The 13256-nt window shown below is 59.8% G+C and carries 12 protein-coding genes; 9 read left to right on the top strand and 3 right to left on the bottom strand.

What is annotated here, in order from left to right:
• The first annotated feature begins 8 nt into the window (after positions 1 to 8).
• Positions 9 to 920 (top strand): LysR substrate-binding domain-containing protein, encoded by a 912-nt coding sequence (locus AB4O16_RS15980; protein WP_150716587.1) that lies wholly within the window; start codon positions 9 to 11, stop codon positions 918 to 920.
• An 80-nt stretch (positions 921 to 1000) separates the two neighbouring features.
• Here the strand turns inward: AB4O16_RS15980 and AB4O16_RS15975 are convergent, their stop codons facing one another.
• Positions 1001 to 1591, bottom strand: a complete 591-nt coding sequence (locus AB4O16_RS15975) for a reprolysin-like metallopeptidase (RefSeq protein ID WP_160388634.1) — start codon at positions 1589 to 1591, stop codon at positions 1001 to 1003.
• Between the two features lie 406 nt (positions 1592 to 1997).
• On the opposite strand from AB4O16_RS15975, the gene purE reads away from it, so the two are divergent.
• From purE to AB4O16_RS15955, 4 genes are all read left to right on the top strand, one after another.
• Complete coding sequence (purE, locus tag AB4O16_RS15970; protein ID WP_160388635.1) at positions 1998 to 2489, top strand: 5-(carboxyamino)imidazole ribonucleotide mutase; 492 nt, start codon at positions 1998 to 2000, stop codon at positions 2487 to 2489.
• A gap of 11 nt (positions 2490 to 2500) precedes the next feature.
• The gene (locus AB4O16_RS15965) at positions 2501 to 3583 is read left to right on the top strand and encodes a 5-(carboxyamino)imidazole ribonucleotide synthase (RefSeq protein WP_160388636.1); all 1083 of its coding nucleotides are present in this window, start codon (positions 2501 to 2503) and stop codon (positions 3581 to 3583) included.
• A gap of 107 nt (positions 3584 to 3690) precedes the next feature.
• Entirely contained in the window at positions 3691 to 3936 is a 246-nt protein-coding gene (locus tag AB4O16_RS15960) for a GlsB/YeaQ/YmgE family stress response membrane protein (protein WP_090177848.1), read from the top strand.
• 87 nt (positions 3937 to 4023) lie between these two features.
• Positions 4024 to 4560 (top strand): DUF3299 domain-containing protein, encoded by a 537-nt coding sequence (locus AB4O16_RS15955; protein WP_160388637.1) that lies wholly within the window; start codon positions 4024 to 4026, stop codon positions 4558 to 4560.
• 138 nt (positions 4561 to 4698) lie between these two features.
• On the opposite strand, the gene AB4O16_RS15950 is transcribed toward AB4O16_RS15955, so the two are convergent.
• Both AB4O16_RS15950 and AB4O16_RS15945 read right to left on the bottom strand, forming a co-directional pair.
• Entirely contained in the window at positions 4699 to 5598 is a 900-nt protein-coding gene (locus tag AB4O16_RS15950) for a D-hexose-6-phosphate mutarotase (protein ID WP_460155297.1), read from the bottom strand.
• 69 nt (positions 5599 to 5667) lie between these two features.
• Entirely contained in the window at positions 5668 to 6072 is a 405-nt protein-coding gene (locus tag AB4O16_RS15945; RefSeq protein ID WP_007942704.1) for an acyl-CoA thioesterase, read from the bottom strand.
• Between the two features lie 363 nt (positions 6073 to 6435).
• Here AB4O16_RS15945 and AB4O16_RS15940 point away from each other — a divergent pair, with 363 nt between their 5' ends.
• The 4 genes from AB4O16_RS15940 (at position 6436) to pstA (ending at position 13122) form a co-directional block, all read left to right on the top strand.
• A complete protein-coding gene (locus AB4O16_RS15940; RefSeq protein WP_460155296.1) occupies positions 6436 to 7734 on the top strand; it encodes an MFS transporter in 1299 nt (432 codons plus the stop codon).
• Between the two features lie 199 nt (positions 7735 to 7933).
• Positions 7934 to 8935, top strand: coding sequence for a phosphate ABC transporter substrate-binding protein PstS (locus AB4O16_RS15935; protein ID WP_056726832.1), 1002 nt, complete (start codon positions 7934 to 7936; stop codon positions 8933 to 8935).
• Between the two features lie 467 nt (positions 8936 to 9402).
• The gene (locus AB4O16_RS15930) at positions 9403 to 11436 is read left to right on the top strand and encodes an ABC transporter permease subunit (RefSeq protein WP_178120700.1); all 2034 of its coding nucleotides are present in this window, start codon (positions 9403 to 9405) and stop codon (positions 11434 to 11436) included.
• A gap of 15 nt (positions 11437 to 11451) precedes the next feature.
• Entirely contained in the window at positions 11452 to 13122 is a 1671-nt protein-coding gene (gene pstA, locus AB4O16_RS15925; RefSeq protein WP_160388641.1) for a phosphate ABC transporter permease PstA, read from the top strand.
• Positions 13123 to 13256 lie beyond the last annotated feature (134 nt).

Here is a 13256-nt window from a genome sequence, read left to right as displayed (position 1 = left end):
AGGACGTGATGAATCTGGAAAGCAAATGGCTGGAGGACTTCAGTGCCCTGGCCGCCACCCGCAGTTTCTCCCAGGCGGCCGAACGGCGCTTCGTGACCCAACCGGCGTTCAGTCGACGAATCCGCAGCCTGGAAGCGGCGCTGGGGCTGACGCTGGTCAATCGTTCTCGCACGCCGGTGGAACTGACAGCGGCAGGGCAATTGTTTCTGGTCACCGCCCGTACCGTGGTCGAGCAGCTCGGCGAAGTGTTGCGCCATCTGCATCACCTGGAAGGCGGGCAGGGCGAAGTGATGCAGGTCGCTGCCGCGCATTCCCTGGCGCTGGGCTTCTTTCCACGCTGGATCGCGCAGTTGCGCAACGAAGGCCTGAACATCGCCACGCGGCTGGTGGCGACCAACGTGGGGGACGCCGTGCATGCTTTGCGCGAAGGTGGCTGCGATCTGATGCTCGCTTTCTACGACCCGGACGCGGCGATGCAGATGGACCCGGAAATCTTCCCGTCGCTGCACTTGGGCCACACCGAAATGCTCCCGGTGTGTGCCGCCGACGCCGATGGAAAACCGCTGTTCGATCTGGAAGGCGAAGGCAGCGTGCCGTTACTGGCATACAGTGCCGGGGCCTTTCTCGGCCGTTCGGTGAACTTGCTGTTGCGCCAACGGGCCTTGCGCTTCACCACCATCTACGAAACCGCCATGGCCGACAGCCTGAAAAGCATGGCCCTGGAGGGCTTGGGCATCGCCTGGGTGCCGCAACTGAGTGTGCGCGCCGAATTGGCGCGGGGTGAGCTGGTGGTCTGCGGCGGGCCGCAATGGCATGTGCCGCTGGAGATCCGTTTGTATCGCTGCGCGCTGGTGCGCAAAGCGAATGTGCGGTTGTTGTGGCGCAAACTCGAGGGTGGCGCAGCGGGTACTACTGTTTGAGTACCGAGAACTCATGGCCACTTCTGTGGCCATGAGTTGCAGCAGTCGTTCATTCAGCGTAATGCGATACTGATTTGAACTTACGGAAAAGCACTAAGGTATTTGCGAATATTATCTCGATTTTTGTCGCTGTATCGATAAGCGTTTCCACGGGTGCTGGAGAATTCGTCCGTTAGCATGATCGTGTCGTGCCACCAGCCGTCGTAGACTACTTCGCTGTCTTCATGTGTTGCGCCAAACATGTGGCCTATTTCATGTGCCGGGATTTGGTAGGTAGTAATCGCCGCAATTGCGCAATGACCTTTGATAAGGCCGAATCCACCTATCCCTCCCAGGAGACCTCCTGCCTTTGTGTGAATATTGTCTCGGGTCAACAAGAGGATTTTTGTCAAATTTACTTCATGCTCATCGCTTTTTAATACTCTTTTATACCAGTCGCCAATCAGGGTTACCCAGCCTCGCAGTGCAGCTGAACCATCTTCGTTTTTATAGTTATATCCCGACAAATCCGGAACCTCATGATGATCGTACATAAAAAACCTGACGTCGCGTTCCGAGATGGATTCAAGTTCTGTTTTCAACCAGGAAAAGTAATCGGTGTATAAAACATTTTTTTCATAACCCTGAAGATCCTGGTGGAGGACTATTATTATGGAAATGGGTTTTTTCATTTTTTAACTCCCTGTTCGATTATAGCTTCTTTGCAATTTTATATTTGACTTTGCCTGGTGGAGTTCGCAATTTTTTAAGTTGGTTTAATTGTTTCTGGCGAGAGTTTTTTATGAACTAATTATCACGAGATCCGCCTATTGAATTGCGAGTTGTATTGAGCTGTTAGTTTGAGAAATACACGACATTCAGGCAATCAGTTGGCTGACCTGATAGTCAGGAAATACGTGTTTTTCGAGCGCATGACAGATGGTCGCCACAGGGGCTGTTTATCCGCTTCTTTGAGGTATACTGCGCGGCCTTCGGCCGGTTACGACCGGCCATAATTCGTACAAACAAGCCACGCATCCTGCGTGGCTTGTTGTTTTTTGATGCGCCCGCGGGCGCCCAGAGAGAAGAGGCACGACGATGAGTGCACTGGTTGGCGTGATCATGGGCTCCAAGTCCGATTGGTCCACCCTTAGCCACACCGCCGATATGCTGGAAAAGCTCGGCATCCCCTACGAGGTGAAAGTGGTTTCTGCCCACCGCACCCCGGACCTGCTGTTCCAGTACGCTGAAGAAGCGGAAGGGCGTGGCATCGAGGTGATCATCGCCGGTGCCGGTGGCGCGGCTCACCTGCCAGGCATGTGTGCGGCCAAGACCCACCTGCCGGTGCTGGGCGTGCCCGTGCAGTCGGCAATGCTTTCGGGTGTCGACTCGCTACTCTCTATTGTGCAGATGCCTGCGGGCATTCCGGTCGCCACCCTGGCCATCGGCAAGGCCGGTGCGATCAACGCAGCGTTGCTGTCGGCGAGTATCCTTGGTGCCAAGCATCCGCAGTTCCACGCGGTGTTGAAAACCTTCCGTGCTGAGCAGACAGACAGCGTCCTGGAAAATCCAGACCCACGCATCGCCTGAGGTTGTTGACGATGAAGATCGGTGTAATCGGTGGCGGCCAGTTGGGTCGCATGTTGGCGTTGGCGGGCACTCCGCTGGGCATGAACTTCGCTTTCCTGGACCCGGCGCCTGACGCTTGCGCAGCCGCGTTGGGCGAGCACCTGCGAGCCGATTACGGCGATCAGGATCACCTGCGCCAGCTGGCCGATGAGGTCGACCTGGTGACCTTCGAGTTCGAAAGCGTGCCGGCGGAAACAGTCGCGTTCCTCTCGCAATTCGTCCCGGTCTACCCGAGCGCCGAAGCCCTGCGCATCGCCCGCGATCGCTGGTTCGAGAAGAGCATGTTCAAGGACCTGGGGATTCCTACCCCGGCGTTCGCGGATATCCAGTCCCAGGCCGACCTGGACGCCGCCGTGGCTTCCATCGGTCTGCCGGCCGTGCTGAAGACCCGTACTTTGGGTTACGACGGCAAGGGCCAGAAAGTCCTGCGTACCCCTGAAGATGTGGTCGGCACCTTCGCCGAGCTGGGCAGCGTGGCCTGCCTGCTGGAAGGCTTCGTGCCGTTCACCGGTGAAGTCTCGCTGATCGCCGTGCGTGCGCGCGACGGTGAAACCCGCTTCTACCCGCTGGTGCACAACACCCACGACAGCGGCATCCTCAAGCTGTCCATCGCCAGCACCGATCACCCGCTGCAAGCCCTGGCCGAAGATTACTCCAGCCGTGTGCTCAAGCAGCTGGATTACGTTGGCGTGATGGCGTTCGAGTTCTTCGAAGTCGACGGCGGCCTCAAGGCCAACGAAATTGCGCCGCGCGTGCACAACTCGGGGCACTGGACCACCGAAGGCGCCGAGTGCAGCCAGTTCGAAAACCACTTGCGGGCCGTTGCCGGTCTGCCATTGGGTTCGACGGCCAAGGTTGGTGAAAGCGCGATGCTCAACTTCATCGGCAAAGTGCCAGAGACCGAGAAGGTCCTGAACATCGCCGATTGCCATCTGCATCACTATGGCAAGGCGTTCAAGATCGGCCGCAAGGTGGGTCATGCCAACCTTCGCTGTGCAGACCGCGAGACGCTGGCGGCCCAGATTCTCAAGGTTGAAGCACTGATCGCCGAATAGTTTTTATCTGGCAACGGCGGAACCTTCAGGTTCCTCCGTTCTCTCATGGCAGGTTACGAAAGTCTGACTAGGCTTTCGAATAGCGACTTCATTGAGAGGGGAATGCCATGGGAATTATCGGAACCATCTTTATCGGCCTGATCGTCGGTTTGCTGGCACGGTTCCTGAAACCGGGCGATGACAGCATGGGCTGGATCATGACGATCCTGCTCGGTATCGGCGGTTCGCTGGCGGCCACCTATGGCGGTCAAGCCCTGGGTATCTATCAGGCTGGCCAAGGTGCAGGCTTCATCGGGGCGCTGGTGGGCGCCGTTGTGTTGCTGGTGATCTACGGACTGATCAGGAAGAACTGATCCCGGCGATAAAGCCCTCTCCGCCAAACCGGTCGGGAGGGCTAGAATGCTCGGCGTTTCCTGTTCTTACCTTTACCGAGCACCTTCATGCGCCGTCTTTTGCTGACTCTCGTTTTACTGGGTTCGGGCTTTGCCCATGCCGGCGAACTGCCGGAAACCGACTGGCTCGAATTGATGCCCAAGTCGGACCAGAAGGCCCTCGAGGCCATGCCCGAAATCGACCACGACTCCCCTGAAGCCAATGGCACTTTCACCGACAAGGGTGGAATGAAGCAGGCCAAGGGCTTGCCGGCGGTGATGTACTCGACCAAGACCGTGGCGTCGATGAACGACAAGGACATCCGCATTGGCGGCTACCCGGTGCCGCTGGAGTCCGACGCGAAGGGCCGCAGCACGTTGTTCTTCCTGGTGCCGTACCCGGGCGCCTGCATCCACGTGCCGCCGCCACCGCCCAACCAATTGGTGTTGGTGCGCTATCCACAAGGCCTGAAGCTGAATGATATCTACACGCCGCTGTGGGTCACCGGCACGCTGAAGGTTGAAAAGGTCAGCAATGACCTGGCCGATGCGGCGTATGCGCTGGATGCGCAGAAGGTGCGGGTGGTGAAAGAATCGGATTTGTAACGCGCCGCCAGAAGGCCTGGCACAAAAACCTGTGGGAGCGAGCTTGCTCGCGATGAGGCGATAACATTCAACATTTATGTTGCCTGTTACACCGCCATCGCGAGCAAGCTCGCTCCCACATTGGTTTTGTGGTGTTGCTTAGAGCGGTTTGCTACCGACGCTCACGCCCAGCGTATGGCTCGCGCCTGGTTTCAGGTTCACCACATCGCCCAACACGTTCGCCGTCTCGATGCACAGCATGCGCTGCCAGCCATCGTCCGCCATATCGCTGAAGGCGGCGGCGCGGTCGATCCAGGGGTTCCAGATCACCGCCGTACGCGAACCACTGCTGGTCAGTACGATGCGCCGTTCCCAGGCCGGATCGACGATGCTCAGCTGCGGCGGGGCATCGAGGTAGATGCGGTCGGTCTCGCCGGTAAAACGCAGGTCACCGGCCTGGGTGACGGTTTTCCAGTTGTCCAGGGTTTCGATGTAGTTGAGACCATCCAGGCCTTCGACGTGCACTTCACGCACATCGCTGACGGCAAAATAACTGTGCAGCGCCTGGCTGATGCTGACGGTATCGGCGCCTCGGTTGTGGCTGCTCAGTTGAATGTGCAGTTGGTCGTCGAGGCGAATGCTCAGGGTCAGATCCACCTGGTGCGGCCAGCCGGGGAAGCCGCCTTCGGGGTAGGGCAGGAGGAATTCGACTTTCAGGCTTTCGCCTTCGGCTTCAATCCCCCCCAGTTCCCAATCCATTGCCCGCACGAAGCCGTGAGCCGACGGAGCCTCCTTGCCGGCGCGCATCGCTTGAACGCTTTGCGGGTTGCGCTCGAACACGCCGAACCACGGCCAGCACACCGGCACGCCGGCACGGATGCTCTTGCCGGTCTTGAACACGGCCTCGTCGTTGAGCCAGATCAGCGGCGGCTGGCCAGCCAATTGATAGCTGAGGATGTGCGCGCCTTGCTGGGCCACCAGTAATTCGGCCTGACCGTGGCGGATACGCCAGCAGTTCAGTTCATCCAGTTTTACGGCTTCAACATTGGGCGTGCTCATGGGACAGCTCTCGATCAGTAACGTGGACAACTATCGACCGCAAAACGGCTACCAGGTTTAAACACTCTTTCAGCGAGCCCGAGGCGGAACCGAACGAGTGCGGCCGCTGCCGTCGATGGCAACGAACACAAACACCGCTTCGGTTACTTTACGCCACTCGCTGGACAGTGGATCGTCGCTCCAGACCTCGACCATCATCTTGATCGAGCTGCGGCCGATTTCCAGCGCCTGGGTATAAAAGGAAAGCTGAGCGCCCACCGCCACCGGAACCAGAAACGCCATGCGGTCGATCGCAACGGTGGCAACGCGCCCGCCGGCGACCTTGCTGGCCATCGCGGTGCCTGCCAAATCCATCTGCGCCACCAGCCAGCCGCCGAAAATATCGCCAAAGCCGTTGGTTTCGCGAGGGAGCGCGGTGATTTGCAGGGCCAGGTCGCCTTGCGGGATCGGATCTTCTTGTTCGAGCTCTATCATGCCGGGGGTGCCTCTGACCCGTGACTCTTCGTTGGTATTGCTGGTGGTAGCCGTCTTCGGGAAAAACGATTCAGCACCGAACATACTACGTTCGTCACGTTTTCCATCAGGCGTCTAAAGGGAAACTCTGCGAAATCGCCTATGAACCTGACAGGCGTTTTCGCACAGCAACCCCTGAAAACCGGAGCAAGACTGCGAGTATATCGGTCGGTAGACTCCGCGACGACCGTCCGGTTCTCATTTTGACCGTCAAAAACGCACCTCTATGTGCTTTTTCGAACAATTTGCTATCGTGCCGGACCTGCCCAAACCTCCGCCAGCGTTGTTGAGGTTGCAGATCCGACTATAAGAGAAGCCCTTGCCATGACCACAGCGCCCTCGAGCATCGCGCAGCCAGACCAACCCGCACGTCCGCTGACCCGCAACGACTACAAGACTCTATCGCTGTCTGCCCTGGGCGGCGCGCTGGAGTTCTACGACTTCATCATCTTCGTGTTCTTCGCCACGGTGGTGGGCAAGCTGTTCTTCCCGGCGGACATGCCCGAGTGGCTGCGCCTGATGCAGACCTTCGGCATCTTCGCCGCCGGCTACCTTGCACGGCCGCTGGGCGGCATCGTGATGGCGCACTTCGGCGACCTGCTGGGACGCAAGAAGATGTTCACCCTGAGCATCTTCATGATGGCGGTGCCGACCCTCATCATGGGCCTGCTGCCGACCTATGCGCAGATCGGCATGTGGGCGCCGATCCTGTTGCTGTTGATGCGCGTGATCCAGGGCGCGGCCATTGGCGGTGAAGTGCCGGGGGCGTGGGTCTTCGTTTCCGAGCACGTGCCGCAGCGTCATGTCGGCTACGCCTGTGGCACCCTGACCAGCGGCCTGACGGCGGGCATCCTCCTCGGTTCGCTGGTCGCCACGGCGATCAACAGCGTCTATACCCCGGTGGAAGTGGCGGATTACGCCTGGCGGATCCCGTTCCTGCTCGGTGGCGTGTTCGGCCTGTTCTCGGTGTACCTGCGCCGCTGGCTGCACGAAACCCCCGTGTTCGCCGAGCTACAACAGCGCAAGGCTCTGGCCGAGGAAGTGCCGTTGCGCGCGGTGCTGCGTGACCATCGTGGTGCCATCGCCATTTCGATGCTGCTGACCTGGCTGCTGTCGGCCGCCATCGTGGTACTCATCCTGATGACCCCGACCGTGTTGCAGACGGTCTATCACTTCTCGCCAACCACGTCCCTGCAGGCGAACAGCCTGGCGATCGTGTTCCTGAGCTTTGGCTGCATCATCGCCGGCGCGCTGGCCGACCGCTTCGGTGCGGGGCGAGTCTTCGTCTTTGGTTGTACTGCGCTGCTGGCCAGTTCCTGGACCTTCTATCACAGCCTGGCCGATCATCCCGACTGGCTGTTTCCGATGTATGCCCTGACCGGTCTGCTGGTCGGCACCATCGGCGCGGTGCCGTATGTGATGGTCAAGGCGTTCCCGCCGGTGGTGCGCTTCAGCGGTTTGTCGTTCTCGTACAACGTCGCCTATGCGATTTTCGGTGGTCTGACGCCGATGATCGTCAGCTTGTTGCTCAAGGAGAGCGCGATGGGGCCGTCTTATTATGTGGCGGTGCTGTGCGGGGTCGGGATTCTGGTGGGTGCCTGGCTCTGGAAGAAGGGCCGCTAGTTGGGCCTCATCGCCAGCAAGCCGGCTCCTACAGAAGTCCGTAGGAGCCGGCTTGCTGGCGATGAGGGCAGCGCGAATTATCCCGCAACAGCCAAATACTGGCCTTTCATCCAATTGTCATATTTCAGCCATAGAGTGTTCACACGGCCTGCTGATACTTGGCCCCGACTTAACACACCCTATCTGCTAGGAGTAAGGCATGAAACTGAAGCGTTTGATGGCGGCAATGACTTTTGTCGCTGCTGGCGTTGCGACTGCCAACGCGGTTGCCGCTGTTGACCCTGCTATCCCGAGCTACACCAAGACCACTGGTGTGTCGGGCAACCTGTCCAGCGTTGGTTCCGACACCCTGGCCAACCTCATGACCCTCTGGGCCGAGAACTACAAGAAAGAATACCCGAACGTAAACATCCAGATTCAGGCCGCTGGCTCCGCTACCGCGCCACCTGCGCTGACTGAAGGCACCTCCAACCTGGGCCCGATGAGCCGCAAGATGAAGGACACCGAACTGGCTGCCTTCGAGCAGAAGTACGGCTACAAGCCAACCGCCATCCCGGTTGCAGTGGACGCCCTGGCTGTGTTCGTTCACAAGGACAACCCGATCCAGCACCTGACCATGGAACAGGTCGACGCGATCTTCTCGTCCACTCGTCTGTGCGGCGCCAAAGCTGACGTGAAAACCTGGGGTGACCTGGGCGTGACCGGTGACCTGGCCAACAAGCCGGTGCAACTGTTCGGTCGTAACTCGGTATCCGGCACCTACGGCTACTTCAAGGAAGAAGCCCTGTGCAAAGGCGACTACAAGCCAAACGTGAACGAACAACCGGGTTCGGCTTCGGTCGTGCAGTCGATCAGCTCCTCGCTGAACGGCATCGGTTACTCGGGCATCGGCTACAAGACCGCTAGCGTGAAGACCGTGGCCCTGGCCAAGAAAGGCAGCCAGGACTTCATCGAAGACACCGAAGAAAACGCCCTGAACGGCAAGTATCCGCTGTCGCGCTTCCTCTACGTTTACGTGAATAAAGCCCCGAACAAGCCTCTGGCCCCGCTGGAAGCCGAGTTCGTGAAACTGGTTCTGTCGAAACAGGGTCAGGAAGTTGTAGTGAAAGACGGTTACATCCCACTGCCGGCCAAAGTAGCTGCAAAAGCACTGGCTGACCTGGGTCTGGCGGAAGGCGGCGCTGAAGTCGCAAAAAAGTAAAACCCTAGGCCCGGGGCTCACCCCGGTCCTGTGTAGGAGCCGGCTTGCTGGCGATGGTCATCCATCCGCAGAAAATGTGTCGGATGTACCATTTTTCGCCAGCAAGCCGGCTCCTACACCCCCAAATTCTCTATCCACTGCCAGCGACCGCTGGCGGCGGATTTGTTGCGTCACTGCACTGTCATCTTTCTGTCATACAGGATCGCTAGGGTGTGCGAATGAATGATCTGGCCAATTCCACAATGACTACTAATCCCCCCAAGCGAATTGATTTCAATACGCCTGAGCTACAACGCAAGCGTCGCATCCGCGCGCTCAAGGATCGCTTCACCCGCTGGTACGTCCTCATCGGCGGCCTGGCGGTGCTGGCAGCCATCACACTGATCTTCTTCTTCCTCGCCTACGTGGTTGCGCCCTTGTTCCAGGGTGCCAGCCTGACTGCGAAAGATGCGATCACCCCAGCCTGGATGCAGGACGCCGGCAAGCCGCTGATGATCTCGCTCGAAGAGCAGAACCAGGTGGCGATGCGGGTTTCCGACAAGGGCCAGGCATTGTTTTTCGATATCGACAGTGGCGCCGAACTCAAGCGCGTCGATTTGCCTGTTCCGGCCGGTACCACCGTCACTTCCATCGGTGAAGACCAGCCAGGTCATCCGTTGGTGGCCGTGGGCCTGTCCAACGGCCAGGCACTGGTGTTCCGTCACACCTATAAGGTCAGCTACCCGGATGGCAAGAAAACCATCTCACCAGCCATTGAATACCCTTACGGCGAAACCCCGATCGCGCTGAACGAATCCGGCGGCGCGCTGGAACACGTCAGCCTCAACGCCACCGATTCGACCCTGATGTTGGTCGGCTCCACCGGTTCGCAACTCAATGTTCTGTCGCTGACCAGCGAAGAGAACATGATGACCGGCGAAGTCACCAACGAGCAGAAGCGCATCGACCTGCCGCAAATGACCGAGCCGGTGAAGAACATCTTCGTCGACCCGCGTCAGCAGTGGCTGTATGTGGTCAACGGGCGTGCCCAGGCGGACGTGTTCAGCCTGCGCGACAAGAGCCTCAACGGTCGCTACAAACTGCTTGAAGACGGTGAAGCACAAGTCACCGCCAGCACCCAGCTGGTGGGCGGCATTTCGTTGATTATCGGGGACTCCAAAGGTGGCCTGGCCCAGTGGTTCATGGCCCGAGACCCCGATGGCGAACAGCGCCTGAAGCAGATCCGCACCTTCCAGATGGGCACCACGCCGATCGTTGAAATCACCGCCGAAGAACGCCGCAAGGGCTTCGTGGCCCTGGACGCTTCCGGCAAGCTTGGCGTGTTCCACAGCACCGCTCACCGCACCCTGCTGGTGGAACCGGTCGCTGAAGGCCAGGGCGTTTTCGGTCTGTCGCCTCGTGCCAACCGCGTGATCGTCGAAGCTGGCGGCAAGCTGCACCCGCTGCTGCTCGACAACCCGCACCCGGAAGTATCGTGGAGCGCCCTGTGGAGCAAGGTCTGGTACGAGAACTACGACGAGCCTAAATACGTCTGGCAATCGACCGCCGCCAACACCGACTTCGAACCCAAACTGAGCCTGTCGCCTCTGACCTTCGGTACCCTGAAAGCCGCGTTCTACGCCATGCTGCTGGCCGCTCCACTGGCCGTTGCGGCGGCGATCTACACCGCGTACTTCATGGCCCCGGGCATGCGCCGCAAGGTCAAGCCAGTGATCGAGCTGATGGAAGCGATGCCGACGGTAATCCTCGGTTTCTTCGCCGGTCTGTTCCTCGCACCGTATGTGGAAGGGCATTTGCCGGGCATCTTCAGCCTGTTGATGCTGCTGCCGATCGGCATTCTGGTGGCGGGTTTCGCCTTCAGTCGCCTGCCTGAATCGATCCGCCTGCGAGTGCCGGATGGCTGGGAAAGTGCGCTGCTGATTCCGGTGATCCTGTTCGTGGGCTGGCTGTCGCTGTACATGAGTCCGTTCATGGAGAACTGGTTCTTCGGCGGCGACATGCGCATGTGGATCTCCCACGACCTGGGCATCACCTACGACCAGCGCAACGCACTGGTGGTCGGTCTGGCCATGGGTTTCGCGGTCATCCCGAACATCTACTCCATCGCCGAAGACGCCGTGTTCAGCGTGCCTCGCGGCCTGACCCTGGGTTCCCTGGCCCTCGGTGCCACGCCGTGGCAGACCATGACCCGCGTGGTGATCCTCACCGCGAGCCCGGGCATCTTCTCGGCGCTGATGATCGGCATGGGGCGTGCGGTCGGTGAAACCATGATCGTGTTGATGGCCACCGGTAACACCCCGGTCATGGAAATGAACCTGTTCGAAGGCCTGCGCACCCTGGCCGCCAACGTCGCGGTGGAAATGCCGGAGTCGGAAGTCGGCGGCAGCCACTACCGCGTGCTGTTCCTTTCGGCGTTGGTGCTTCTGCTGTTTACCTTCGTCATGAACACCCTCGCGGAACTGATCCGTCAGCGTCTGCGCAAGAAATACTCGTCGCTTTAAGAAAGGTAGAAGTCTGTGAAACAGAACTCCCTGAAAGGATGGTTCAAGAGCGGCGCCCCCGGCGTCTGGATCAGCGGTGGCGCGGTGTCCATCGCGGTCATCATGACCATTGGCCTGCTGGCAGTGATTGCCGTGCGCGGCCTGGGTCACTTCTGGCCGGCGGATCTGATCCACGCCAGCTACGACGTGCCGGGCCAGGCCAATCACCTGGTCATCGGCGAAGTGGTACAGAAGGAAGAAGTCCCCCGTGCCCGCTTGAAGAGTGCCGGCTTGCCGGTGCCTGAGCAGGGCCCGGAGTTCATGACCCGCGAGCTGATCAAGGTCGGCAACCGTGACCTGAACGGCACCGACTTCACCTGGATCGTCGGCGAGTGGCTGACCAACCAGACGACGCCGCCGGAGCTGATGGCCATCGAGCGTCGTGAGTGGGGCAACTTCTACGGCTACCTGGTCAACGTCAAACAGGACGGCAAGGTCATCGCCGAGGGCGAGGCTGCCTGGCCTGAGCTGCAGGCGCGGATCAACCGTGTGAACGGGCTCGCCGCCCAGCTCAAGTCGCTGGAAAAGACCGACATCGGTGCGATCAACGCAGGGCTGGAACGCATCCGTCTGCACGGTCGCAAACTGGAACTGGAAGGCAAACTCGACGCCACCGCACAAGCGGACATGGAGTCCGAGCGCGCCGAACTCAATGCCCGTTATCAGGACATCGAAGCGCGTCTGGCCGATCTGCATGCGCAGTTCAATCGCGATGCGCTGACGGCCCGCGATGCCAACGGCAAAGAGATTGAAATCGGTCTGGGCAAAGTGGTTCACGCCTACCAGCCGAACGCGATGAGCACCTTCACCAAGGTTGGCTTCTACTTCAGCAAGATCTGGGAATTCCTGTCGGACGACCCGCGTGAAGCGAACACCGAAGGCGGCATCTTCCCGGCGATCTTCGGTACCGTGATGATGACCCTGATCATGGCGATGATCGTCACCCCGTTCGGCGTGCTGGCAGCGGTCTACCTGCGTGAATACGCCAAGCAGAACACCCTGACGCGGATCATCCGTATCGCGGTGAACAACCTGGCGGGCGTTCCGGCGATTGTCTACGGCGTGTTCGGTTTGGGCTTCTTCGTCTACGTACTGGGTGGTTCGGTCGACCGCCTGTTCTTCCCGGAAGCGCTGCCCGCACCGACCTTCGGTACACCCGGTCTGCTCTGGGCCTCGCTGACCCTGGCGCTGCTGGCGGTGCCGGTGGTGATCGTGGCCACCGAAGAAGGCCTGGCGCGGATTCCTCGCACCGTGCGTGAAGGTTCATTGGCCCTCGGCGCGACCAAGGCTGAAACCTTGTGGAAGATCGTCATCCCGATGGCCAGCCCGGCGATGATGACCGGCATGATCCTCGCCGTGGCCCGCGCCGCGGGTGAAGTGGCGCCGCTGATGCTGGTGGGTGTGGTGAAACTGGCGCCGTCGCTGCCGGTTGACGGCAACTACCCGTACCTGCACCTGGACCAGAAAATCATGCACCTGGGCTTCCACATCTATGACGTCGGCTTCCAGAGCCCGAACGTCGAAGCCGCACGACCGCTGGTGTACGCCACGGCGTTGCTGCTGGTGCTGGTGATCGCGACGTTGAACCTGTCGGCGGTGTACATCCGTAACCACCTGCGCGAGAAATACAAAGCGCTGGATAGCTGATCAACACCGAACTGTAGGAGCCGGCTTGCTGGCGAAGGCATCACCACGGTGAGCCTGCGGGACCGAGTTGCCTGGATCGCCAGCAAGCCGGCTCCTACAAGGAAAGAATTGTGTAACCCGCAGGCTCGGCCTGT

It is taken from the genome of Pseudomonas sp. S2_H10, assembly GCF_054668285.1.
This window is presented reverse-complemented; position numbering and strand designations above follow the sequence as displayed.

Bases quoted from the DNA above. Each gene is read 5' to 3' on its own strand.
- AB4O16_RS15965 (WP_160388636.1), top strand. From the start codon at position 2,501: ATGAAGATCGGTGTAATCGGTGGCGGCCAGTTGGGTCGCATGTTGGCG.
- AB4O16_RS15975 (WP_160388634.1), bottom strand. From the start codon at position 1,591: ATGAAAAAACCCATTTCCATAATAATAGTCCTCCACCAGGATCTTCAG.
- purE (WP_160388635.1), top strand. From the start codon at position 1,998: ATGAGTGCACTGGTTGGCGTGATCATGGGCTCCAAGTCCGATTGGTCC.
- AB4O16_RS15940 (WP_460155296.1), top strand. From the start codon at position 6,436: ATGACCACAGCGCCCTCGAGCATCGCGCAGCCAGACCAACCCGCACGT.
- AB4O16_RS15950 (WP_460155297.1), bottom strand. From the start codon at position 5,598: ATGAGCACGCCCAATGTTGAAGCCGTAAAACTGGATGAACTGAACTGC.
- AB4O16_RS15935 (WP_056726832.1), top strand. From the start codon at position 7,934: ATGAAACTGAAGCGTTTGATGGCGGCAATGACTTTTGTCGCTGCTGGC.
- AB4O16_RS15960 (WP_090177848.1), top strand. From the start codon at position 3,691: ATGGGAATTATCGGAACCATCTTTATCGGCCTGATCGTCGGTTTGCTG.
- AB4O16_RS15955 (WP_160388637.1), top strand. From the start codon at position 4,024: ATGCGCCGTCTTTTGCTGACTCTCGTTTTACTGGGTTCGGGCTTTGCC.
- AB4O16_RS15930 (WP_178120700.1), top strand. From the start codon at position 9,403: ATGCAGGACGCCGGCAAGCCGCTGATGATCTCGCTCGAAGAGCAGAAC.
- AB4O16_RS15980 (WP_150716587.1), top strand. From the start codon at position 9: ATGAATCTGGAAAGCAAATGGCTGGAGGACTTCAGTGCCCTGGCCGCC.
- AB4O16_RS15945 (WP_007942704.1), bottom strand. From the start codon at position 6,072: ATGATAGAGCTCGAACAAGAAGATCCGATCCCGCAAGGCGACCTGGCC.